The 22,264-nt window shown below is 65.0% G+C and carries 22 protein-coding genes; 7 read left to right on the forward strand and 15 right to left on the reverse strand.

Annotated features, from left to right (window positions below; translation table 11 throughout):
* The first annotated feature begins 58 nt into the window (after positions 1–58).
* Positions 59–985, forward strand: coding sequence for a LysR family transcriptional regulator (locus OKW37_RS33315; RefSeq protein WP_429403465.1), 927 nt, complete (start codon positions 59–61; stop codon positions 983–985).
* A 39-nt stretch (positions 986–1,024) separates the two neighbouring features.
* Here OKW37_RS33315 and OKW37_RS33320 read toward each other — a convergent pair whose 3' ends face one another.
* Positions 1,025–1,489: a response regulator gene (locus OKW37_RS33320; protein WP_244145179.1), complete on the reverse strand. Its 465-nt coding sequence runs from the start codon at positions 1,487–1,489 to the stop codon at positions 1,025–1,027.
* A gap of 111 nt (positions 1,490–1,600) precedes the next feature.
* Between OKW37_RS33320 and OKW37_RS33325 the strand changes: the two genes are divergently transcribed.
* Positions 1,601–2,821, forward strand: a complete 1,221-nt coding sequence (locus OKW37_RS33325) for a sensor histidine kinase (RefSeq protein ID WP_184060689.1) — start codon at positions 1,601–1,603, stop codon at positions 2,819–2,821.
* A gap of 16 nt (positions 2,822–2,837) precedes the next feature.
* On the opposite strand, the gene OKW37_RS33330 is transcribed toward OKW37_RS33325, so the two are convergent.
* The 4 genes from OKW37_RS33330 to OKW37_RS33345 all read right to left on the reverse strand — a co-directional run bounded on the left by OKW37_RS33330 (position 2,838) and on the right by OKW37_RS33345 (position 8,633).
* On the reverse strand, positions 2,838–3,644 hold the full coding sequence (locus OKW37_RS33330) for an oxidoreductase (protein WP_184060687.1): 807 nt from the start codon (positions 3,642–3,644) through the stop codon (positions 2,838–2,840).
* Between the two features lie 35 nt (positions 3,645–3,679).
* The gene (locus tag OKW37_RS33335; RefSeq protein ID WP_429403466.1) at positions 3,680–6,820 is read right to left on the reverse strand and encodes an efflux RND transporter permease subunit; all 3,141 of its coding nucleotides are present in this window, start codon (positions 6,818–6,820) and stop codon (positions 3,680–3,682) included.
* A complete protein-coding gene (locus OKW37_RS33340; RefSeq protein WP_429403467.1) occupies positions 6,817–7,932 on the reverse strand; it encodes an efflux RND transporter periplasmic adaptor subunit in 1,116 nt (371 codons plus the stop codon). Before OKW37_RS33340 ends, OKW37_RS33335 begins: the two co-directional genes overlap by 4 nt.
* Before the next feature lie 83 nt (positions 7,933–8,015).
* Positions 8,016–8,633: a TetR/AcrR family transcriptional regulator gene (locus OKW37_RS33345; RefSeq protein ID WP_184039356.1), complete on the reverse strand. Its 618-nt coding sequence runs from the start codon at positions 8,631–8,633 to the stop codon at positions 8,016–8,018.
* A 76-nt stretch (positions 8,634–8,709) separates the two neighbouring features.
* Here OKW37_RS33345 and OKW37_RS33350 point away from each other — a divergent pair, with 76 nt between their 5' ends.
* The 3 genes from OKW37_RS33350 (at position 8,710) to OKW37_RS33360 (ending at position 11,313) form a co-directional block, all read left to right on the forward strand.
* A complete protein-coding gene (locus tag OKW37_RS33350; protein WP_429403468.1) occupies positions 8,710–10,170 on the forward strand; it encodes an efflux transporter outer membrane subunit in 1,461 nt (486 codons plus the stop codon).
* Positions 10,171–10,300: 130 nt separating this feature from the next.
* The gene (locus tag OKW37_RS33355) at positions 10,301–10,876 is read left to right on the forward strand and encodes a TetR/AcrR family transcriptional regulator (RefSeq protein WP_429403469.1); all 576 of its coding nucleotides are present in this window, start codon (positions 10,301–10,303) and stop codon (positions 10,874–10,876) included.
* Positions 10,877–11,166: 290 nt separating this feature from the next.
* Positions 11,167–11,313, forward strand: a complete 147-nt coding sequence (locus OKW37_RS33360) for a hypothetical protein (protein WP_429354135.1) — start codon at positions 11,167–11,169, stop codon at positions 11,311–11,313.
* On the opposite strand, the gene OKW37_RS33365 is transcribed toward OKW37_RS33360, so the two are convergent.
* From OKW37_RS33365 to OKW37_RS33375, 3 genes are all read right to left on the reverse strand, one after another.
* Positions 11,305–11,556 (reverse strand): hypothetical protein, encoded by a 252-nt coding sequence (locus tag OKW37_RS33365; protein WP_429354136.1) that lies wholly within the window; start codon positions 11,554–11,556, stop codon positions 11,305–11,307. The two genes, OKW37_RS33360 and OKW37_RS33365, sit on opposite strands and share 9 nt — an antisense overlap.
* 188 nt (positions 11,557–11,744) lie before the next feature.
* Entirely contained in the window at positions 11,745–12,695 is a 951-nt protein-coding gene (locus OKW37_RS33370; protein WP_429404356.1) for a hypothetical protein, read from the reverse strand.
* A gap of 271 nt (positions 12,696–12,966) precedes the next feature.
* A complete protein-coding gene (locus OKW37_RS33375; RefSeq protein ID WP_429403470.1) occupies positions 12,967–13,545 on the reverse strand; it encodes a hypothetical protein in 579 nt (192 codons plus the stop codon).
* A gap of 242 nt (positions 13,546–13,787) precedes the next feature.
* On the opposite strand from OKW37_RS33375, the gene OKW37_RS33380 reads away from it, so the two are divergent.
* Entirely contained in the window at positions 13,788–14,063 is a 276-nt protein-coding gene (locus OKW37_RS33380; RefSeq protein WP_026226594.1) for a metal/formaldehyde-sensitive transcriptional repressor, read from the forward strand.
* Between the two features lie 6 nt (positions 14,064–14,069).
* Positions 14,070–14,987 (forward strand): CDF family Co(II)/Ni(II) efflux transporter DmeF, encoded by a 918-nt coding sequence (gene dmeF, locus OKW37_RS33385; RefSeq protein ID WP_429403471.1) that lies wholly within the window; start codon positions 14,070–14,072, stop codon positions 14,985–14,987.
* Between the two features lie 142 nt (positions 14,988–15,129).
* Here dmeF and pcaF read toward each other — a convergent pair whose 3' ends face one another.
* The 7 genes from pcaF to OKW37_RS33420 all read right to left on the reverse strand — a co-directional run bounded on the left by pcaF (position 15,130) and on the right by OKW37_RS33420 (position 22,228).
* Entirely contained in the window at positions 15,130–16,332 is a 1,203-nt protein-coding gene (gene pcaF / locus OKW37_RS33390; RefSeq protein ID WP_429403472.1) for a 3-oxoadipyl-CoA thiolase, read from the reverse strand.
* A 365-nt stretch (positions 16,333–16,697) separates the two neighbouring features.
* A complete protein-coding gene (gene denD / locus OKW37_RS33395; protein ID WP_429403473.1) occupies positions 16,698–17,678 on the reverse strand; it encodes a D-erythronate dehydrogenase in 981 nt (326 codons plus the stop codon).
* 33 nt (positions 17,679–17,711) lie between these two features.
* Positions 17,712–18,512, reverse strand: a complete 801-nt coding sequence (otnI, locus tag OKW37_RS33400) for a 2-oxo-tetronate isomerase (protein ID WP_429403474.1) — start codon at positions 18,510–18,512, stop codon at positions 17,712–17,714.
* Positions 18,513–18,573: 61 nt separating this feature from the next.
* Positions 18,574–19,236 carry an aldolase gene (locus tag OKW37_RS33405; RefSeq protein ID WP_429403475.1) on the reverse strand — a complete coding sequence of 221 codons (663 nt, stop codon included), beginning with the start codon at positions 19,234–19,236 and terminating at the stop codon, positions 18,574–18,576.
* Entirely contained in the window at positions 19,233–20,546 is a 1,314-nt protein-coding gene (gene otnK, locus OKW37_RS33410; RefSeq protein ID WP_429403476.1) for a 3-oxo-tetronate kinase, read from the reverse strand. Before otnK ends, OKW37_RS33405 begins: the two co-directional genes overlap by 4 nt.
* Before the next feature lie 14 nt (positions 20,547–20,560).
* On the reverse strand, positions 20,561–21,451 hold the full coding sequence (ltnD, locus tag OKW37_RS33415; RefSeq protein WP_429403477.1) for an L-threonate dehydrogenase: 891 nt from the start codon (positions 21,449–21,451) through the stop codon (positions 20,561–20,563).
* A gap of 72 nt (positions 21,452–21,523) precedes the next feature.
* Positions 21,524–22,228 carry a FadR/GntR family transcriptional regulator gene (locus tag OKW37_RS33420; RefSeq protein ID WP_429365201.1) on the reverse strand — a complete coding sequence of 235 codons (705 nt, stop codon included), beginning with the start codon at positions 22,226–22,228 and terminating at the stop codon, positions 21,524–21,526.
* Positions 22,229–22,264: the final 36 nt, after the last annotated feature.

The raw sequence follows: 22,264 nt of genomic DNA on the forward strand, positions 1-22,264 counted from the left end.
GTTGAATAAAGCGGTCTAACGTGTACGGGTTGTTCAAAATTCTGCACAATCAATCGTCATGGAACTGAATGATCTGGCCGCCTTCGTTTCCGTCGCCCGCGCCGGCGGCTTTCGCGACGCGGCGCGCGTGAGCGGCGTGTCGGCGTCGAGTCTGAGCGTCGCGGTGCGGCGCCTCGAAACGAAACTCGGGCTGCGGCTCCTGAACCGCACCACGCGCAGCGTCGCGCCGACCGAAGCCGGGCTGCGTCTGATCGAGAAGCTGACGCCGCTGTTCGGCGAAATGGAAGCGGCGCTCGACGTGCTGAACGGCTTTCGCGACAAGCCGACCGGCACATTGAAGCTCAACGTGCCGTCGAGCGTCGCGCGCATCGTGCTGCCCGACGTGCTTGCGCGCTTTCTGAAGCAGTACCCGGATATTCGCGTCGAAGTGGTGGTCGAGGATGGTTTCGTCGATGTGCTGTCGATCGGGTGCGATGCGGGCATTCGCTACGATGAACGCCTCGAGCAGGACATGATCGCGGTGCCGATCGGCGCGCGCGTGCAGCGCTTCGCGACCGCCGCGGCGCCCGCGTATCTCGACGCGCACGGCCGTCCGCACCATCCCGGCGAATTGCTCGCGCATGCCTGCCTGCGCGGGCAATTCGCCAGCGGCGCGATGCCGACCTGGTACTTCGAGCGCGACGGCGAGCTGCTGCAATTGAATCCGACAGGACCGCTGCTGGTGCGGCCCGGCGCCGCAATCGACCTCGCGGTCAACGGCGCGGTCGCGGGCCTCGGCATCATTCACCTGTTCGAAGACATGCTGCGCCCGCATCTGGACAGCGGCGCGCTCGAAGCGATTCTCGAACCGTGGTGGCAGCGCTTTTCAGGGCCTTTTCTTTACTATCCGGGCCATCGTCATGTGCCCGCGCCGCTGCGCGCGTTCGTCGATTTCCTGAAGGCCGACTCAGCAAGTGTCCCAGACGATGACGTGGCACGGCGTTGATGTCATCACACGACGGTGAACGCGGCGACGCGTGCCATATCAGCATCGTGGCGCGCAGAGCTGCGCGATCGTGGTCAGAAAGAGATCCGCGCCGATCGGCTTCAGCAGACATGCGCTGCAGTAATGCGCATCGCTGTCCGAAGGCGGCACCGCGGTATGGACCAGAATCGGTACGTTGACGGATAACGGCATCGATTTCAAACGGCGGCATAACTCCGCGCCGTCCATGACCGGCATCATCCAGTCCGTAACAATCAGGTCGGGAACGTGAGCGACGACACAAGCGAGTGCTTCGGCGCCATTGCTCGCGCAACTCACCTCATACCCTGCGCTCTCCAGAATCAACCGCCATGCGGCTAGAATTTCCGGTTCGTCGTCGACCAGCAATATCGAATACATCATGTTTTGCGGACAAAATTTGCCTTCTCGTCTGATCAGAGTCCCGCAAGAGATGTTCCACGAACGGCAATTGCGCGGATAATGACGCGGGTTGCCGGCGCGCATCGGGTCGCCTGGCCGATCGGCAGCGAAACAGGTTTGCGGTGCACGCGCAAATCGAGGCGTTCGAACCGTTCGCGCGTTGTATGTTGTAGAAACTCCATTCCGGTATCCATCATGACCGACAGACGCGTGAGCCCGCTGCGCAACTTCGCCAACTTCATCCGCGCGGAACGGGGCGGCCTGACGCGGCAATGGATGCATGCCGTCTCCGCCGACGCCGATCTCGTCGAAGCGGACAAGCTCACTTATCGGCAACTGGCCGACCATCTGCCGGATATTCTCGACGAGCTGTGCCGGGCGCTCGATGCAGAAGATCTCGAGCGCGTCGAAACGTCGATCGAACGCGACGCGAAGAAGCACGGCAAGGTCCGTTGGCAGCAGGGCTACCGGATCGAAGAGCTGGTGCGCGAACTGGACCTCTTTCAGCAGGTGCTCTTCGAAGCGCTCGAAGAGTTCGTCGAACGCGACCGGACTTGCACGCGCCGTCACGAGAGCCGCGCGCGCCGCCTGATCGCCGAAGCATTCAGCGTGGTCAGGTATGAGTCGATCAAGGAAGTGGTCGCCGAACGCGATCGCAAGATCGACGAATACACGGGACGGCTCGAACGCGCGAATCACGAATTGACGCTCGAGCAACGGCTGGTCGGCGATCTATATGCATCGCGGATGCAGATCACGCGCAGCGTCGTGCACGATCTGCGCAATTTCCTCAACGCGTTTTCGGTCGCGCTGCAACTGATCGAGCGAGCGCCGTCGAAAGCCGATGCCGCATTGACGCTCGCGAACCGTCAGGCTGCCGACATGAAGCAACTGGTCGACCAGATGGTCGAGTACTCGGTCGTGCTCGGAGACTCCGCGCCGCTCGTGCTCGAAGACGTCGATTTGCGCGAACTCTTCGACGAACTCGTCGCGTCGACGCGACCGTCGATCGAGGCGAAAGGGCTTGCGTTGCGCAGCGCGTTCGACGCGGCGCTGCCGGTCGTCACGTCGAATCGGCTGAAGCTCAAGCAGATCGCGGTCAATCTGTTGACCAACGCGATCAAGTACACGAAGTCGGGGCAAGTCGAAATCCGGTTCGCGATGCATGGCGCCGAACACTGGGCGATTCGCGTCTCCGACACCGGCGTCGGCATTGCGCCCGCCGACGCGGAGCGCGTATTCGATGAGTTCGAGCGCGCGGCCTGCGACGAGATTCCGGGCACGGGGCTCGGGCTCGCGATCGTCAGGGAGCTATGCCGCGTGCTCGATGGGCAGATCGAGTTTGCGTCGCGCGAGGGCGTGGGGACCACGTTCGAGATCCGGTTTCCGCTGCGCCGAACCTTGGCCGCAATGTGATGCGTGGACGAGCGCTTCAACCAAGTCCGAATGTTTTCCTCAAGCTTGAATCGACGGGACCAGCGGGCATAAAGCGGCGTAACTTGCTCAGCAACGACGCCTGTCCGGCAGGCGTGCGACGCATCCGCCAGGCGCCAAGCGCCGCTTCGACAATAGTGTTGGCCACGCCCTCGGGCTCGGGGGCACCTTTGACACTGTTCACGACTGCGCTCATTGCAAGGGCACGCTCGCGGTCATAGTCGGCGATTTTCGAACCCGCCTGGGGCGCATTGATGTCGAGATTGGTCCTGGTAAAAGTCGGTTCGACCAGCGTTGCGCGTATGCCGAACTGGCGCACCTCATGATCGAGGGTTTCGGTCAGCCCTTCCACAGCGTGCTTGGACGCCGAATAGAGTCCCATGTAGGGCGCCGGGAGAAACCCGAGCACCGAACTGACATTGACGATCCTTCCACCGCGTTGTGCCCGCATGTGGGGGAGTACAGCCTGTGTCGCGCGCAGAATGCTGAATACGTTGGTATCGAACAGAGACGAGGCCTCGGCAGTCGACGTTTCCTCGACCGCGCCAATCATGCTCGTTCCTGCATTGTTGACGAGCACGTCGATTCGCCTGGCGCGATCGATGACGGACTGGATTCCAGCCTGGACCGAAGCATCGTTGCGAACATCCATCTCGACAAGCTCGACTCCCGAGATAGGCGCGGCTTTTGCGATGCTGCGCACGGTGCCAAATACGCGGCACCCCCGCCTGGCAAACTTCTCGGCGGCGGCGCGTCCGATACCCGATGACACGCCGGTAACAACGACAACAGTGGAATTCGACATGAACAGCTCCCTTCAGGTGAATTGATGGTGTTTTTTTAACTGTCCGCGTCGAGCGCGTCCTGCAGCGTTTGCTCGGAAGGCTGCACCTGCTCATGCCGATCTTTGCGCAAGCCGGCGATACGCTCGGGTCGAATCTTGAACCAGATCGAATACATCGCCGGCAGGAAGACCAGGGTCAGAATCGTCCCGGCGAACGTGCCGCCGATCAGCGTGTACGCGAGGGTTCCCCAGAACACCGAATGGGTCAGCGGGATGAAAGCGAGGATCGCCGCCATGGCCGTCAGGATCACCGGTCTGGCACGCTGCACGGTAGCTTCGACGACCGCATGGAACGGATCCAGCCCCGCCTGCTCGTTCTGGTGAATCTGTCCGATCAGGATCAGCGTGTTGCGCATCAGGATGCCCGATAGCGCGATGAGACCGACCAGCGCATTGATGCCGAACGGCTGCCTGAACAGGATCAACGTCGGCACCACCCCGATCAAGCCCAGCGGGCTGGTCAGGAACACCATCACCATTGCGGAGATCGAGCGCACCTGGAAGATGATGATGATGAGCGTAACCGCCAGCATGATCGGGAAGAGCGGCAACATGGCTTTCGTCGCTTTAGCCGATTCCTCGATGGAGCCCGCCTCTTCGATACGGTAGCCGGTCGGAAGCCTGGCGATGATGGGTTGAAGCTGCCTGGTGATCGCCGTCGATACGTCCGGCGGCTGAAGGTTGTCGGCGATGTCGCCCCGTACCGTGATCGTCGGCACGCGGTCGCGCCAGCGCATGATTGGTTCCTCCATGCGCACGTCGACCTTGCCCACCTGCGACAGCGGAATGCGTTGCCCGTTCGCGCCAGCCAGCGTGAAGTCGCCGAGCCGGGCCGGGTCGAGACGAACATCGCCGGCCGAACGCGCGATGACCTGCACGGTTCGAATGTCCTCCCGCACGGCGGTGACGGGCACGCCGGTTAGCAGGAATTGCAGTTGTTGCGCCACGGCGCTGGATGTCAGCCCCACCGCCTGCAGACGGTCCTGCTGCAACGTGAAGTGCAGCGTGGGCGAGCGCGTACCCCAGTCAGCGTTGACCGTACGCATCATCGGACTGGAGTCCATCACCTGCTCAACTTCTCCCGCAATACCGCGCAGCTTGTCCGGGTCCGGACCAGAGATACGGTAGGCGACCGGGAACGGCGAATACGGACCGAACACGAGTTGCGTGACCCGCACGCGCGCCTCGGAGGCGAGACCGTTGGCGACTGCCTGACGCAGTCGCTGCTTCAATGCGTCGCGCTCATCCTGGCTGTCCGTGCGCACCACGATCTTGGCAAACGACGGATCGGGCAGTTCCGGCCCCATCGCCAGGTAAAAGCGTGGCGCGCCTTGCCCGATGTATGCGGTGACGATCCTGGCTTCCTTCTGCTTCGCGAGCCACGCTTCGACCTTCGTCGTCGCGGCGCTGGTTTGCGAGATCGACGTGCCATAGGGCATCTGCACCTCGACCAGCACTTCGGGACGGTCGGAGATCGGGAAAAACTGTTTTTTGACCACGCCCATGCCGAGGATGGCCAGCACGAAGAGGCCCACGACCGAACCGGCGACCAGCCATTTGCGCGCGATGACGCGCGTGAGCAACTGACGGAAGCGGTTGTAGCGCGGCGTGTCGTAGATCGCGTCGTGACCGCCTTCGACCTTTTTGAAGTCGGGCAGCATCTTCACACCCAGGTAGGGCGTGAAGACCACGGCGACGACCCACGATGCGATCAGTGCGATGCCAACGATCCAGAACATGTTGCTGGTGTATTCGCCGGCCGTGGAGCGCGCGAAACCATTGGGCATGAAGCCGACGGCGGTCACCAGCGTGCCCGCCAGCATCGGCGCGGCCGTATGACTCCACGCGTAGGCGGAGGCGGCGATGCGGCCGTAGCCTTCCTCCATCTTTACCACCATCATTTCGATCGCGATGATCGCGTCGTCCACGAGCAGGCCGAGCGCGAGGATCAGCGATCCGAGCGTGATGCGATCGAAGTTCTTGCCGGTTGCGGCCATCACCACGAACACGACCGCGAGTGTCAGCGGTACGGCCGCGGCAACGACGAGGCCCACCCGCCAGCCCATGCTGACGAAACTCACCAGCATGACCACCAGCAGCGCGACGAAAAACTTGAGCATGAACTCGTCGACCGCCGAATGAATGTTGACGGCCTGATCGGTGACTTTGGTGAGGCTCATGCCCAGCGGCAGCCCGGCGTTGATTGCGCCGACCTCGCTGTCCAGCGCCTTGCCGAGATCGAGCCCGTTCCAGCCGTCGCGCATGACGATGCCCAGCAGCAGTGCAGGTTCGCCGTTGTTGCGGATCATGAACGTCGCCGGATCTTCATAACCACGTGTGACGGTGGCGATGTCCGACAGCTTCAGCGTGCGGCCCTGCGCTACGACCGGCGTGTCGCGGATCTTCTGCAGGTTGTCGAAGGCGCCGTCCAGGCGAATGAACACCTCCGGACCTTTGGTCTCCACGGAGCCGGCCGGCGTCAGGGCATTCTGACCGTTGAGCGCGGCGAACACGTCCTGGGGGCTCACGCCCAGCGTTGCCAGCCGGTCATGTGAGAGCTCGACATAGATCCGCTCCGCCTGCTCACCGATGATGTTGACCTTCTTCACGCCCGGCACGTGCAGCAGCCGTTGGCGCAGCGTCTCGGCATCGCGAACGAGCAGGCGCTGCGGTTCACCCTTCGCCTCCAACGCAAACAGCGCGAAGGTAACATCCGCGTATTCGTCGTTGACCATCGGTCCGATCACGCCGGATGGAAGATTGCCCGCCTCGTCGCTGATTTTTTTCCGGGCCTGGTAGAACTGCTCCTGCACTTCCGACGGCGGCGTGCTGTCGAGCAAGGTCAAGGTCGTGAAGGCCAGCCCAGGCCGTGTGTAGGTCTCGGTCCGGTCGTACCAGCGCAGCTCCTGCATGCGCTTTTCGATCTTCTCGGCGACCTGATCGTGCATTTCCTGCGCCGTGGCTCCCGGCCATGCGGTGATGATGGTCATCACCTTGACCGTGAACGCGGGGTCTTCCGCCCGGCCCAGCTTGAAGAACGAAACGAGCCCTGCCAGAGAAATCAGGCAGATCAGGAACAGGGTGATGGAGCGCTCGCGCACGGCGAGCGCCGACAGGTTGAAACGGCCTTCGCTCACGGACGGGCTCCCTCGGCCGTCATGGCGACGGCTTGACTTGTCACCCGGACCTGCTCGCCTTCGCGCAGCAGCTGCGCGCCGAGCGCGACGATCCGGTCGCCTTGCTTGATCTCACCGGCGACGCGAGCACTATCGTCGTCCAGATGTTCGACAGTAACCGGCCGCCAGGCAACCTTCGCCGGCTCGCCGTTGATGACCCACACCCCCGGTCCCTTGCCCGCGTCAAACAGCGCGCCGATCGGCACCTGCAAACCGCCTTGCACCGCGGAACGCGCGTCCGGAATCTGGACCGTGACGGTGGCGCCCAGTGGTGCGTCGGCCAGCTCTCCCTGCAGCACATACCGCGCTTCAAAGGTCCGGGTACGAGGATCCGCCGTATCCGAAAGCTGGCGCAGCGTCGCCGGCACGCTAACACCGCCGTTGCCGAACAGCGTGGCCTGGGCGACCGAACCGATTGCGGGGCGTAGGGTTTCGGGTAGCTGGATGACAGCCTCGCGGCGCCCGGCGTGCGCCAGGCGCACCACGGGCTGGCCGGCGCTGACGACCTGGCCCGGTTCGGCCAGCGTTTCCATCACGACGCCATCGCCGTCCGCCAGCAGTTCGGCATAGCCAGTCGCGTTGCGCGCAACGTCGGCGTCGGCCTCGGCCGCGCTGAGCTGCGCTTTGGCGGCGTCGGCCGCCGCCTTGATCTGGTCGTAGGCCGATGCCGATATCGCGCCGGTGCCGCGTAGGTCGCGGTAGCGCTCTTCGTCCTGCGCGGTCTGCTGCGCCCGTGCTCGCGCGGCGGTGACCGCGTCCTGCCGGGCCTGCGCGGCAAGCCTCAGATCGATGGGGTCGAGGCGCATCAGCAGCTGGCCGCGTTTGACGGTTTGCCCGGCATCCACCAGCCGCTCGAGCACCTTGCCGGAGACGCGAAATCCCAGGTCGCTCTGCACACGCGCGGCAACGGTTCCGGTAAACGAACGGGAGGCGGGGATCGCCGCCCGAGCGATGGCGGTGCGCACCAGGGGCGCTTCGGTGCGCGGATCGGACGGTGCTTTTGCGCCGCAGGCGGCTAGCGCAAGTGCCAGTGCACAGACGACTGTAGAGGTAGCAAGGCGACGCCAGAGCATGAAAGACCCATTGACGGAGTGATCGGGGCTTTCATTATGGTTCTAGTGACCAATTTAGTCAATGGTCACAACCGAGATTTCCATCAAGGCGACAGACTGCGGAGCACGAGACCGGACAGTTGTGCAGGCGCGACCTTGGTGTAATCGAAGCTGTACTGCAGGAGCATTGGGTTGAGGTAGGGGCGCAACACCAGATAGATCGCCATCGCAGTCTCATCGAGGGGGGTTTTGCGCTCGAAGTCCCCGCTTTGCCGACCCTCCTGGAGGACGTCCCGAAGCAGCTTCTGGACGCGCTCTTCATACGCAAGCACCGCCTGCCAGTTCTCCGTGGCCGCCGATGCGGCAATCTCGTAGAGCTTGCGGTCCTGGAAAAACAGACGGAGGCTCGCTTCCGTGAAGACGTTGAACATCCGCCGCAGCTTCTCCGGTGGCAGATCGGTCTGTGCGACGGCCGACCTGACCTCGGTTTCGATCTCGTGCAGGCAGTTCGCGCAAATCATCTCGCCAATGGCCTGCTTGGACTCGAAGAACTTGTAGATGTAGGCCTTGGAAAACCCGATCGCCTTGGCGAGGTCTGAGACCGTCGTTTTCTCGTAGCCATACCGGCTGAAGTGCTCGGTGGCGGCGACAACGATCTGATCCCGTACCTCGTGGTCAGCGGGGCCGCGCGCCGGGATGGGGGAACTGGTGGCTTTTTTCATGGGTATAGCATACAGGAATGGACAACCAGTGACTATTTGGTATTATAGTCACCACCGGAATCTTGCGAAGACGCTCATGCTACCCAAACCCATCCTTGCCGCGGTTATTGCCGCCAGTCTCTCGGCTGGCTGCGCTGTAGGCCCCGATTATGTCCGGCCCGATGTAGCCATGCCCGAGCAGTTCCAGGGCCAGGCCGCGGTGGATCACCGACACGCGGCGGCCAGTGCCGACCTTGTCACGTGGTGGACGGGTTTCGATGATCCGCAACTGACACGATTCGTCACGCTCGCACTGGATCAGAACCTGGACCTCGCGCAGGCCGCCGCTCGCGTCTCGCAGGCGCGCGCGGGACTTGGCGCGGCGAATGCCGCGCTGCTGCCGTCCGGCACTGTCAGCGGTCAGGCGGCGCGAGTCTACCAGTCGGTCGAAACCCCCTTGGGGCGAGTCCTGAATTCGACGCCCGGTTTCGATCGCTACGGCAATGATTACGAGGCTGATTTCAACGCGAGCTGGGAACTGGATGTGTTTGGTGGCCTGCGTCGCGGGCGGGAAGCCGCACTTGCCGAATACCAGGCTTCGGAAGCCGGTGCGGTGGCCACGCGCCTGGCAGTGGCGGCGCAGACTGGCGATATTTACATCACGATTCGTGGATTGCAGGCCCGTCTGAAGGTTGCCCGGCGGCAGGTGCAGACGCAGCAGGATCTGCTTTCGACCATCAACCTCCTGTATAGCAAAGGATTGGCGGCCGACCTTCAGGTGAGCCAGGCCGAAGGTGCGCTGTCCCAGGTTCAGGCATCCGTCCCGGTGCTCGAGGCGGGTCTGGATGCTGCGATGAACGCGCTGGATGTAATGCTGGGTTCACGGCCCGGCACGCATCGAGCCGAACTGGTCGAAGCTGGTGACATCCCGGTCGCCCCGCGGATCGCGGACACAGGATCGCCGGGTGAGTTGCTCAGGCGCCGGCCCGACCTGATCGTGGCCGAGCGTCGCCTCGCCGCATCGAACGCGCGCATCGGCGTAGCGATCGCAGAGTATTACCCCAAGGTGTCGCTCAGTGGACTGCTCGGCAGCGCCACCTCGGTGGCCAGCGGCAACCTGTTCAGTACCGGCGCCAATCAGGCCGCTGGCGTGCTGGGGCTGCGCTGGCGTCTGTTCGATTTCGGCCGCATCAATGCGCAGATCGAGCAGGCCAAGGGGCAGCAGGCGGAAATGCTGGCCGCGTATCGGCTCGCCGCGCTTCATGCAACCGAAGACGTCGAGAACTCATTCTCGGCACTCGTGAAGCGCGAGCAAGAGGCCGCGGTGCTCGCCCAGGGAGTGAACTCGCTCGGCCGGGCGCGAGCCGCCTCGTTCGCAGCCTATCAAAAAGGCGTCGTCAGCCTGATCGAAGTCTTGCAGGCCGACGACAACCTGCTACGCGCCTCGGACGAGCGGGTGCAGGCGCAAACGGAATCCGCACGCGCAGCCGTTGCTGCCTTCAAGGCGCTCGGTGGCGGATGGCAACCTCCCGAATCCGAAGCGGTCGCCTTCAAATAGCAGCCCTACGCACCAAACGATTTGCGAGGAGCGTGGATTTTGGCCATCGTTCTTTGCCATATGAGCGCTTTGCCGCATGCCACACAAACGAATGACGCGAGCAGAAAGTCGTGAGCGAACCCGGCGGCGCTTGCTCGACGCAGCAGCGTCGAGCATCGCCGAAAAAGGGTTTGCTGCGACTAGCGTGGAGGATATCGCAGCCCAGGCCGGCTATACCCGCGGCGCGTTTTACTCGAACTTCAGCAGCAAGAGCGATCTATTCGTCGAACTGCTCCGTCTCGATCACCAGAACATGCAAGAAAACTTGCAGAAGCTGCGAGACGCCGCACCGTCCAGCGAAAACCTGCACGTGCAGCTCACCTTGTTGTACGCGCAGTGCTATCGCGACGACAACAACTACATCATCTGGGCTGAGGCACGTTTGCATGCCATGCGTGACGCAGAATTCCGACAACATGTGAATGCCTTATGCCTGCAAAAGCGCGACATGATCGCGTACTTCATTGAGCAGCTATGCAAGCGCCTCAACATACAGTTGCCGGGCCCTTTCGCCGACCACGCGCTCGCCGTTATCGCATTGGTCGACGGCATCCTCTACTTCAACATGACGATGCCCAATGATCTGTCGATCGCTTCGGCCGAAGCGATTTTGAGCAACGTTTTGACAAAGATGTTCTGCAATGCACCAGTCCTGACTGAAACATAGTTTGATCTTGCGCCTCCTCCACAAATACCCGGTCAAGCGATTCAATCCATTAGTTGGTATCAGCCACACACCAGTCAATCAGCGAGGTCGTCGATGAACTGGACCTTGCGTTAGCTGTGGCCGATGGGTCGTTTGTGAGTAAGAAGAGTGCCATCACCCAGGCGCGGCAGCGTCGGCGTGGCGCCACTGGCGGTGGCTGTTTCACGAATCAGCCAGAAACTGGATTGCGCAGAATCAGAACCGATACCTCTTCAAGGGATTCTCGCTGTTCGCGATGAGGCTATCGCCGCATGCGTCTCGACACGCTGCCGACGATGCAAGCAGCGCTCGGCCTCTACGCATCGCTGGGATTCGAGCCCATCGACGCCTACGTGTCCAATCCGATCCCCGGCGCGATTTTTCTGGAACGCGATCTGACGCGGCCGCGTTCAATGTAATGGCGGTGCAGGCCTGACCCGGCCTGCAGGTATGCACTCGCTCATTGCCCCGTTCTGCTGGCTCAAGCCACGCACGACCACCTCGGACGATTTGCCGTCACGCCGCGCGAGTTCGGCCAGATCGAGCAACGCGGCGTAGCGCGCGGAACAGTCGCTCGCCGCGCCGGCGGCGGGGTTCGCGCGAAGGTCGTCGTTGGCGTCGCCGGCGTCGATGACTGCGTTGACCGCCAGCAACGTCGCCACGACGATCGTCGCGAGCGCGACCGTTTTGCGGAGCGCGCCCCGCGCAGCCCTTTGCGCTCGCGAGTGACGCTCCCCCTCAGCCGATGGTGGACACGAGCCCGCCATTTCGCACATCGCGTCGCACCGCGCGGCGCGACGTGAGCGCCACGATTCTACGCAGGTTCTGATTCTCATCGCCGCGCTCATCGTCAGGCCCAATGCGCCGGCACCCACACGCGCCCGACCCAATGGCCCGGCACCCAGACCGCAGCCCGCGGCGCGACATACACGGGACGCGGCGCGACGTAGACGGCCGGCGGCGGGGGCGGCGCCACGACCACCACCGGCGGCGGAACATAGGCCGGCGGAGGCGTCACCACGACCGGCGGCGGCACGTACACGACCGGCGGCGGGACGACGACCGGCGGAGGCGGCGGCGCGACCACCACCGGCTTCGGCGCAACGACCACGGTCGTACCGGTCGCCGTCGTGGTCCCGCCCGCGACCACCACGCCGCCTGTTACCACCGTACCGCTCGACGTCACCGTGTGGCCTTGCGTGCCGGTCACGCTCGTCGAAGTCGTCACGACGCCGGGCGCGACCCGCGTCGCGGTGCCTGAGTGATAGACGTTGTTGTTGTCCGGACCTGTCACCGTGCCCGAGCGCGCGCAGGTCGACCCCGCGCAATTCGTCGACGCAGAATGATTGACCGTATTGCCGTTCGACCCGCTGATCGAGCCCGACGACGAATACTGGCCCGGCGCGGTGCGCGTCACGTCGCCGGACGTCGTCGCCGTTTTGCCGTCGGGACCGGTCAGCGTGCCGCTATGCGAGCAGGAGCCGCCCGCGCAACTGGTGTCGCCCGAGTGCTGCACCGAGTTGCCGTAGCGGCCCGTCGCGGTACCCGAGTTCGAGAACTGGCCGGGCGCCGTGCGCGTGACCGTGCCAGTGTTGCTCGCGACGCCGCCATAGGGGCCGGCCACGCTGCCCGCATGCGAGCAGCTACCGCCGCCGCACGAGCCGTAGTGCGCGCCGTTATAGACGCCGCGCGACGTGTACGCGGTGCCGTGACCCGACCACGCGAACGCCGATGCGCTGCCGAGCGCGAGCACGGCGGCGGCCGCGCCGAACACCGCCTTGCGCAGCGCGCCTCGCGCCATGCTGGCGCAGACCCTGTCGGAACCTGCGAATGAACGATTTTTCACGGTATGTCCTTGCTGGATTCGGGCCACTTGCGTCACTGCCGCGTGGCAACGAACGGACTATAGAAGGACACACCGCGGAAATCATCACGGAACATATGTCGCGCTGTTTCACCGCGACGCGGGCCCGCCAGGCAAGGTTTTGCGGGCATTCGGCGGGAGCCGCGACATATTTCGACATAGTTCGCGAAACAGATGCGGCCGCCGGAATCGACTGCGGCCCCGCCGCTCACTGCCCGACCGGCGTCACCTGCACCGCGGCGGCCGACACGAACGCCGCATGCACGGTGTCGCCGACCTTCACGTCGCTCAAATCGACGTCGGGCGCGGCTTCGAAGGTCTGGGTCTGATACGCGCCGCGCAGCGTCACGAGGCGCTGCTTGCGATCGATCTTCAGCACGGTCGCGAGCACCTCGGTCTGCCGCGCCGACTCGTACCCGCCCGACGCCGGCGCATAGCTCCGCCGGTCGACCCGCTCGCGAATCCCCTTGCCCGCGCTGCTTGCCTTCTCGACCTTGGTGAGCAACGCATTCTTGTACAGCACGTCGACGCGATCGCCGATCTTCAGCTGATCGAAACCGGCAACCTGCTGGCTGACGAGCACGATCGCGACGTCGCCATGCAGGCCCTTCAATGTCAGCGAACGGTTGCCCGCATCGATGGCGACGATCTCCGCCGTCATATGCACCGGCTGCGCCGCGCTGAGCATCGCTTGCGCGGTGCTCGCCATGTCGCCCTGCGCTCGCGCCGGCGGGGCCGCGGCCACCACCGCGATGACCAATGCTGCAGCTATCGTCGCTATTTTCATCCGCGTTCTCCTCCTGCAAGGTATCGATACGGCTTGACGGTCGGTCATGCGCGTCGAGCGCAATCGCTTCGTGCTACGCAGCATTCGTGCCCGGCGTCATGAACTCTGCGCCTACAGGACAACCACGGCCAACAGTATGACGCGAACGATTTGCCGACGTATGCATCGGCATGGCCGCCGACAGCCATCAGAAACGCCATCTCGTCACCGTGCTATCCTATATACCCATAGGGGGTATATGTATGGCACATCTGAGCACACACAAAGACGGCTTATTGAAGCGCGTTCGTCGCATCGCGGGCCAGGTTCAGGCTATCGAGCGTTCACTGGAGTCGGACGCCGATTGCGAAAAAGTCCTGCACCTGGTGGCCGCGACCCGCGGCGCAATGAACGGCCTGCTCGACGAGATCGTCGAGGCGCACGCGCGCGAACATGTCGCGCATCCGGACCTGACGGCCAGCCAGCGCAAGAAGGGAGTTGATGCATTGATCGGCGCAATCCGCCGCTATTCGAAGTAAGTTTGTATGACTGACCATCTGATCCGCAAACACGAGCACTCGTTTCTCGGCAGCTCGCACGACGACAACGCGCGCCGGACCCGCTTCGTCGTCGCGCTCACCGTTGTCATGATGATCGGCGAAATCGCGGCCGGTTACGTGACCGGCTCGATGGCGCTGCTCGCCGATGGCTTCCACATGGCGACGCATGCCGGCGCGCTCGGCATTGCCGCGCTCGCGTATGCGTTCGCGAGACGCAACTCGGCAAACCGCGCGTTCAGTTTCGGAACGGGAAAAGTGGGCGAGCTTGCCGGCTTCGCTTCGGCGCTGATTCTCGCGCTGGTGTCGCTTGGCATCGGCATCGAATCGGCGATCCGGCTCGTTCATCCCACCGGTGTCGCGTTCGGGCAGGCCGCGGTGATTGCGGCGATCGGGCTGGTCGTGAACATCGTCAGCGCGCTGCTGTTGTCGGGCGGCCATGCGCACCATGGGCATCACGATCATCACCATCATCACGACCATGCGCATGGGTCCGACAACAACCTGCGCTCGGCCTATGTGCACGTGCTCGCCGATGCGCTGACCTCGGTGCTGGCGATCGTGGCCATGCTGGCCGGCCGCTATCTCGGGTGGGTCTGGACGGACCCGCTGATGGGCATCGTCGGTTCGATCGTCATCGCGCGCTGGGCATGGACGCTGATGCACGACACGGCCGGCGTGCTGCTCGACAGAACCGACGAGCACGTGGCCGGCGAAATCCGCGAAATCCTGGATTCGCACGGCGATGCCGAGATCGCCGACCTGCACGTCTGGCAGATCGGCCCGGAGGCGCGAGCGGCGATCGTCAGCGTGCGCACGCATGGCGGCGTTACGGCCGAGACGATTCGCGCGCGGCTCGCGCCGGTGCATGAGGTCATGCATCTGACCGTCGAAGCGGCGTCATAGCGCCTGCGCCCGGCGCAACAAGGCGCGATCAAAACAAAGGGCCGGCGTGTCTCGACGCCGGCCCTTCCGCTTTTTACTATTCAGCTTGCGCGGAGACCCGCCTGGCGCGGGGACCGAAGCTGGCGCTAAACCAGCTCACGCATCACACGCGCTCGATCGCGATCGCGATGCCTTGGCCGACGCCGATACACATCGTGCACAGCGCGAAGCGGCCCTGCGTGCGTTGCAGTTGATACGTCGCGGTCGTCACCAGACGCGCGCCGCTCATGCCGAGCGGGTGGCCGAGCGCAATCGCGCCGCCGTTCGGGTTCACGCGGGGATCGTCGTCGGCGACGCCGAGGGCGCGCAGCACCGCGATACCTTGCGAGGCGAACGCTTCGTTCAGTTCGATCACGTCGAACTGATCGATCGTCATGCCCAGCCGCGCGAGCAGCTTCTGCGTCGCGGGTGCCGGGCCGATGCCCATCACGCGCGGCTCGACGCCGGCGGTGGCCACACCGAGCACGCGGGCGCGCGGCGTGAGGCCGAAGCGCTTCGCGGTCTCTTCATTGGCAAGCAGCAACGCCGCCGCGCCGTCGTTCACGCCCGATGCGTTACCGGCCGTCACCGTGCCGTCCGGACGCACGACGCCCTTCAGCTTCGCGAGCGTATCGAGGCTCGTTTCGCGCGGATGCTCGTCCTGCATGACCGTGATCGGATCGCCCTTCTTCTGCGCGATCGTCACGCCGACGATCTCCTGCGCGAGCGTGCCGTCGCGTTGCGCGCGCGCCGCCTTCTGCTGGCTGCGCAGCGCGAATGCGTCCTGGTCGGCGCGGCTGATGTTGTAGTCGGTCGCGACATTTTCGCCGGTTTCCGGCATCGAGTCGACGCCGTACAGCTTCTTCATCAGCGGATTCACGAAACGCCAGCCGATCGTCGTGTCGTAGACCTCGTTCTGACGCGAGAACGCGCTGGTCGCCTTGGGCATCACGAACGGCGCGCGGCTCATGCTTTCGACGCCGCCGGCAATCATCAGCGCGGCCTCGCCCGACTTGATCGCGCGCGCGGCGATGCCGACCGCATCCATGCCCGAGCCGCACAGACGGTTGACCGTCGAGCCCGGCACGTCCTTCGGCAGACCCGCGAGCAGCAGCGACATGCGCGCGACGTTGCGGTTGTCGTCACCGGCCTGGTTGGCGCAGCCGTAGATGAGGTCGTCGATCGCGGTCCAGTCGACGTTCTTGTTGCGCTCCATCAGCGCCTTGAGCGGCACCGCGCCCAGGTCGTCGGCGCGCACCGACGACAGCGAACCCGCATAGCGGCCAATGGGGGTGCGAATCGCGTCGCACAGGAATGCTTCGGTCATGGGATGTCTCCAGTTGAGATGCTGCGTGCGCTGCGCCTCGGCCGGCTTCGCACCGATGAGGCCGGTTCGATGCGCCGAGGCATCGGCCCTGGGCGCCAACGGCCGCGGACGGGCAACTGCAAAATGGCGGCGGCGTAGCGCGCCGTCACGTCGAAGCAGCTTAGCGCAGGATCGTGAACGATGGGCTTGGGATTGACGACCGATACGGCTGCCGCCCCTTCTTCGCCCGCCTCATGTTCTTTATACGAACACAAGGTCATATATCGAACAAAACAGCCTCGATAATAGGCGGGGGCGCGAAAGCATGTCAAGCACGGCCGCAGCCGTGCCAAGCGACACCAGGGAATACGCGGAGGGGGCGATCTTCAGCGAACTTCGATTCCTTCATCGGCGATGTAGCCGCGAATCACGTCCGCGAAACTGCGCTCGGTCGCGAGCCCGAGCCGTTCGGCGCGCGACGTATCCCACGCGCCGGGCCAGCTGCCGACGATCTTCTCGATGCGCTCGTCGGGCTGCCGCACAATGCGGCTCGCGACCGCCTCGCCCGCGACCTCGCGCAGTGCCGCGATCATCTCGTCGACGCTGACCGACAAGCCAGGCAGGTTCAGCACGCGTTGCTTGCCAAGCGCGGCGCCATCGAGTTCGAGGCCGGCGATAAGACCCTCGATCGCCTTGCGCGGCGACAGCAACCACAGCCGCGTCGAACCGGCGACCGGACACACGGCCTCCTCGCCATTGAGCGGCTCGCGGACGATGCCGCTCGCGAACGACGACGCCGCCGCATTCGGCCGCCCCGCCCGCACGCTGATGGTCGGCAGCCGCAGCACGCGGCCGTCGACGAAACCGCGCCGCGAATAATCGTTGAGCAGCAGCTCCGCGATCGCCTTCTGCGCGCCGTACGACGACTGCGGATTGAGCGCGGTGTCGTCCTGCACGACTGCAGGCAGATCGCCACCGTAGACCGCGACCGAACTGGTGAACACGACGCGCGGTTGGTGCCCGCGCTGCCGGCAGATTTCGAGCAGCAGCCGCGACGCATCGAGATTGATGCGCATGCCGAGATCGAAGTCCGCCTCGGCCTGGCCGCTGACGATCGCAGCGAGATGAAAGATCGCCGAGGTTTGATCGTCGATCACGCGTTCGAGCACACTGCGCTCCGCGATATCGCCGACTTCGGTGCGCACGCGCGCATCGCCGAAATCGTGCGCGCGCACGACGTCGAGCAACACGAGCCCGGTAATCGCTTGCGGTGCGCCGTGCGCATCTTTCAGTGCGCCACGCGCGAGCAGCTCGCGCGCGAGACGCTGGCCGAGAAAACCGGCACCGCCGGTGATCAGTACTTTCATGGTTACGTGTGCGTCAGTGGTTGTCGGAAAGAGTCAACGCCCCGCATCGAGATAAGGCTTCAGCCAGCCAAGCCCCGCCGAGGTTCCCGCGCGCGGCCGGTATTCGCAGCCGATGTAGCCGTCGTAGCCGAGCGCATCGATCAGATCGAACAGGTACGGGTAGTTCAGCTCACCGATGTCGGGCTCGTGCCGCTCGGGCACACCCGCAACCTGGATGTGACCGATGCCGGCCATATCGCGTTTGAGCTTCGTCGCGAGATCGCCCTCGACGATCTGGCAGTGATAGCAATCGAACTGCACCTTCAGATTCGGCGCGCCGACTTCGGCGCAGATCGCTTGCGCGTCGTCCTGTCGATTCAGGAAATAGCCGGGCATGTCGCGCGTATTGATCGGCTCGATGACGACCGTGATCTGTTCGGCTTGCGCGGCCCGCGCGGCATAGACGAGGTTGTTCAGATACACGTCGCGTTGTGTTTTGCGCTGCGTTTCGCCCGCTTGATCGCCGGCGATCAACCCCGCCATCACATGCAGCTTGCGATTGCCGAGCACGCGCGCGTACTCGAGTGCCGTGTCGATGCCGCGGCGGAAGTCGTCCTCACGGCCCGGCAACGACGCAAGGCCGCGCTCGCCGCCGCTCCAGTCGCCGGGTGGCGCATTGAACAGCGCCTGCGTGAGGCCATGCGCGTCGAGCCGCGCCTTCAGCTCGCCCGGGCGGAACTCGTAGGGAAACAGGAATTCGACCGCGTTGAAGCCGTCGCGCGCGGCGGCGGCGAAGCGATCGAGGAACGCGTGCTCGTTGTACATCATCGACAGATTGGCGGCGAAGCGAGGCATGGCGGCAACTCCTTCAAGACAGTGCGATACGGTGCGCGGCGTTCATCGGCAATGCGCGCTGCTACCAGCGCGCGCCGAACACGGCACGGAGTTCTTCGATCGCGGCGGCGTCGAGCGGCGCGGGCCGCGGATTCGTCATCAGCCACAGGCGCGCGGTCTCCTCGAGTTCTTCGAGCGCATACGACGCGTGCGCGACCGAGCGCTCCCACACTACCGGCCCCAGACGTTCGAGCAACACCGCGCGCACTCGATCGGCCAGCGCGGCGATCTGCGCGGCCACTCGGGGATCACCCGGACGTTCGTAGCGAATCAGCGGTACGTGGCCCACTTTCATCACGTAGTACGGTGTGATCGGCGGCAGCACGTCCGCTTCGCTCCATACGCCCGCGAGCGTCAACGCGACCAGATGCGTCGAATGGGTATGGACGATGCCGCGCGCCTCGCCGTTGCGCGCATAGATACCGCGATGCAGCGCCAGCGTTTTCGACGGCTTGCCGCCCGACACCGCGTGGCCGTTTGCATCGACCTTCGCGATGTCGGCGGGATCGAGGCGGCCGAGGCACGCGTCGGTCGGGGTGATCAGCCAGCCGTCGTCAAGCCGCGCGCTGATGTTGCCGGCGCTGCCGACCGTATAGCCGCGCTGATACAGGCTCGCGCCGACCGCGCAGATTTCCTCGCGAACGCGCGCTTCGGCGCAGGTGTGAAGTGCCGGTGCGTCGCTCATTGCGCGGCTCCGTCGAGATGGCGCAGGGCCTTGTCGAAGAAGTCCGTGGTGCCGAAATTACCGGATTTCAGCGCGAGTGCGAGCGGCTCGGCGCCGGTCGTCGCCGTGGCCGGCACGCCCGGATCGATCTGCGCGCCGATGCGCAGCATGCGCACGTCGAGCGCCTGCACGACGGCGCCCGAAGTCTCGCCGCCCGCGACGACGAACTTGCGCACTCCTCGTTCGCGCAGACCGCGCGCAATCGCCGCCAACGTCTTCTCGACCAGATGCCCGGCCTCGTTGACGCCGAGTTCGCGCTGCACGGCCTGCACTTCGTCGGGCGATGCGGTCGCATAGACCAGCACCGCTTCCGCGTGCACGAAGCGCTGTTGTGCGAACGCGAGCGCCTCGCCGACGACGTCCTCGCCGCGCGCCGCCGCGAGCGGATCGATGCGGAACGCGGGCCGTGTCGCGCACCAGGCGGCGACCTGAGCGTTGGTCGCCGTCGACGCACTGCCCGCGAGCACCGCCGACAAACCTTCTATACGCGGCAATTGCGCGGCATGGGTTTGCTCGCCGAGCAGACCCGCGCGCCGGAAGTTGGCGGGCAAACCAAGCGCGACGCCGGAGCCGCCGGTGATCAGCGCGAGGTCCGCGCAGGCCGCGCCGAGCGTGTGCAGATCGGCGTCGGACACCGCATCGGCAATCGCGATGCGCACGCCGTCGGCGCGCAACGCGGCGAATGCGGCACGCACGGCCGCATCGCCTTGCGCGAGCTGGTGGTAACGCACGAGCCCGACCTTCGATTGCGTTTGCCGCCGCAGCACGCGCACGAGGTTCGCGTCGCGCATCGGCGTCAGCGGATGGTTTTCCATGCCCGACTCATTCAGCAGCGCATCGCCGACGAACAGATGACCGCGAAAAATCGTGCGGCCGTTCTCGGGAAACGCGGGACACGCGATCGTGAACGACGCGCGCCCAGCGAACTCGGCGGACAGCGCATTCAGCAACGCATCGGTCACCGGGCCGATGTTGCCCGCATCGGTCGAATCGAAGGTCGAGCAGTACTTGAAGAAGAATTGCCGGCACCCTTGCGCGCGCAGCCAGGCGAGCGCGGCCAGCGATTGCGCGACCGCGTCGGCGGCCGGGATCGTGCGCGACTTCAGCGCGACGACGAGCGCGTCGGCGCCAAGCGCTGCGTTGGAGGTGGGCACGCCGATCGTCTGCACCGTGCGCATGCCACCGCGCACGAGCATGTTGGCGAGATCGGTGGCGCCGGTGAAGTCGTCGGCGATGCAGCCGAGCAGCGCGGGTTTCGTTTGAGCCGTCATGACCTCTCCCTCGCCTATTGCTTCGTCGGCAATTCGATGCCTGGGAAAATCTTCACGACCGCCGAGTCGTCTTCGCCACCGTGGCCCGCCGTCGACGCCATCATGAACATCTGATGCGCGGCCGCCGACAGCGGCAGCGGAAACTTCGTGCGACGCGCGGTATCGAGCACGAGGCCGAGGTCCTTGACGAAAATATCGACCGCCGACAGCGGCGTGTAGTCGCCCGCGAGAATATGCGGCACGCGGTTCTCGAACATCCACGAATTGCCCGCGCTGTGCGTGATCACATCGAACAGCGCGTCCGGGTCGACACCTTCGCGCAGGCCGAGCGCCATTGCCTCGGCGGCCACCGCGATATGCACGCCGGCCAGCAGCTGGTTGATGATCTTCACCTTCGAGCCTGCGCCATGCGTGGCGCCAAGCCGATACACGTTGCCGGCGATCGCGGCGAGCACGTCTTCGCACGCGGCATAAGCGGCCGCGGGACCGGACGTCATCATCGTCATCTCGCCCGACGCGGCGCGCGCCGCGCCGCCCGACACCGGCGCATCGAGCATCTGCAGACCGGCCGCCTCGACGCGCTTGCCGAGATCGCTCGCGAACTCCGGCGCGACCGTGGCACTCGCGATCACGACGCCGCCCGGCTTCATGGCCGCGAGCGCGCCGTGCTCACCGAACAGCACGGCCTCGGTTTGCGCCGCATTCACGACCAGCGTGATCACGACCTCGCACTGCGCGCCGAGCTCCGCGGGCGTCGCACAGCCGATGCCCCCTTCATCGACGAACGCCTGCAGCGCGTCGCGCCGCAAGTCGCACGCGTGGACCCTGAAGCCCGTACGCAACAGCGAGCGCGCGACGCCGAGCCCCATGGCCCCCAAGCCAATGACACCGACATTTCTCGACATGCATGACCTCTATGGATGGGTGCCGCATTCGTGGGTTCGCGCGCGTCGGAATCACCGCGCGCCTTCAGCGCGTCAGACGATGCCCGCCTCGGCAAGCCGCCGCGCCGCGTTGTACAGATGCGTCTGCGCGGCATTGCGCGCCGCCATCGGATCGCCGGCGCGAATCGCCGCGGCGATCGCCGCGTGCTCCTCGCGCACCTGCCGCGAGAAGTCCTCGCGCAGCGCCTCGTTGCGGCGCGTGACGACCGTGCCCGCTTCGAGGTACTGATTGAGGAACGTCAGCGTCTTCAGGAAATACGGATTGCCCGTAGCCGCCGCGATCGCGCGATGAAACGCGACGTCTTCGGCGACGCCGTCTTCGCCATTGCCGACCGCGCGCTCGATGCGCGCGAGCGCGGCGTCGATCGCGGCCATCTCGGCATCGCTGCGGCGCATCGCGGCTTCGGACGCGACCTCCGCCTCGATCGCGCGACGCAGCGCGAGGATCTGCACGACCGAGCCCGGCTCCACGGCTTCCGCGTAGTCGATTCGCAGCGGGCGGATCGCCCCGTGCCCGGCGACGAACACGCCACTGCCCTGGCGCGGCTCGACCACCCCCTCGTTCTTCAGTCGCGACAGCGCCTCGCGAATCACCGTGCGGCTTACGCCGAACTGTTGTGCGAGCACGGCTTCGGTCGGCAGCCTGGCGCCGCGCGCGAAGGTGCCCTTGTCGATCTGCTTCAGCAGTTGCTGCGCGACTGTGTCGCTCAAAGCGCGCGCGGGAATCTTGTCGAACATGGCGAATCGGTTGGACCGGGTGTCTCGAACTAGTCA

This window comes from Paraburkholderia sp. MM5482-R2 (assembly GCF_050436125.1).
GTDB classification, from domain to species: Bacteria; Pseudomonadota; Gammaproteobacteria; order Burkholderiales; family Burkholderiaceae; genus Paraburkholderia; species Paraburkholderia tuberum.

What these genes read in the sequence shown, in the direction of transcription:
- OKW37_RS33315 (WP_429403465.1), top strand. Translation starts at nt 59, where the DNA reads ATGGAACTGAATGATCTGGCCGCCTTCGTTTCCGTCGCCCGCGCCGGC.
- OKW37_RS33320 (WP_244145179.1), bottom strand. Translation starts at nt 1,489, where the DNA reads ATGCGCGCCGGCAACCCGCGTCATTATCCGCGCAATTGCCGTTCGTGG.
- OKW37_RS33325 (WP_184060689.1), top strand. Translation starts at nt 1,601, where the DNA reads ATGACCGACAGACGCGTGAGCCCGCTGCGCAACTTCGCCAACTTCATC.
- OKW37_RS33330 (WP_184060687.1), bottom strand. Translation starts at nt 3,644, where the DNA reads ATGTCGAATTCCACTGTTGTCGTTGTTACCGGCGTGTCATCGGGTATC.
- OKW37_RS33340 (WP_429403467.1), bottom strand. Translation starts at nt 7,932, where the DNA reads ATGCTCTGGCGTCGCCTTGCTACCTCTACAGTCGTCTGTGCACTGGCA.
- OKW37_RS33345 (WP_184039356.1), bottom strand. Translation starts at nt 8,633, where the DNA reads ATGAAAAAAGCCACCAGTTCCCCCATCCCGGCGCGCGGCCCCGCTGAC.
- OKW37_RS33350 (WP_429403468.1), top strand. Translation starts at nt 8,710, where the DNA reads ATGCTACCCAAACCCATCCTTGCCGCGGTTATTGCCGCCAGTCTCTCG.
- OKW37_RS33360 (WP_429354135.1), top strand. Translation starts at nt 11,167, where the DNA reads ATGCGTCTCGACACGCTGCCGACGATGCAAGCAGCGCTCGGCCTCTAC.
- OKW37_RS33370 (WP_429404356.1), bottom strand. Translation starts at nt 12,695, where the DNA reads ATGGCGCGAGGCGCGCTGCGCAAGGCGGTGTTCGGCGCGGCCGCCGCC.
- OKW37_RS33375 (WP_429403470.1), bottom strand. Translation starts at nt 13,545, where the DNA reads ATGAAAATAGCGACGATAGCTGCAGCATTGGTCATCGCGGTGGTGGCC.
- OKW37_RS33380 (WP_026226594.1), top strand. Translation starts at nt 13,788, where the DNA reads ATGGCACATCTGAGCACACACAAAGACGGCTTATTGAAGCGCGTTCGT.
- dmeF (WP_429403471.1), top strand. Translation starts at nt 14,070, where the DNA reads ATGACTGACCATCTGATCCGCAAACACGAGCACTCGTTTCTCGGCAGC.
- pcaF (WP_429403472.1), bottom strand. Translation starts at nt 16,332, where the DNA reads ATGACCGAAGCATTCCTGTGCGACGCGATTCGCACCCCCATTGGCCGC.
- denD (WP_429403473.1), bottom strand. Translation starts at nt 17,678, where the DNA reads ATGAAAGTACTGATCACCGGCGGTGCCGGTTTTCTCGGCCAGCGTCTC.
- otnI (WP_429403474.1), bottom strand. Translation starts at nt 18,512, where the DNA reads ATGCCTCGCTTCGCCGCCAATCTGTCGATGATGTACAACGAGCACGCG.
- OKW37_RS33405 (WP_429403475.1), bottom strand. Translation starts at nt 19,236, where the DNA reads ATGAGCGACGCACCGGCACTTCACACCTGCGCCGAAGCGCGCGTTCGC.
- otnK (WP_429403476.1), bottom strand. Translation starts at nt 20,546, where the DNA reads ATGACGGCTCAAACGAAACCCGCGCTGCTCGGCTGCATCGCCGACGAC.
- ltnD (WP_429403477.1), bottom strand. Translation starts at nt 21,451, where the DNA reads ATGTCGAGAAATGTCGGTGTCATTGGCTTGGGGGCCATGGGGCTCGGC.
- OKW37_RS33420 (WP_429365201.1), bottom strand. Translation starts at nt 22,228, where the DNA reads ATGTTCGACAAGATTCCCGCGCGCGCTTTGAGCGACACAGTCGCGCAG.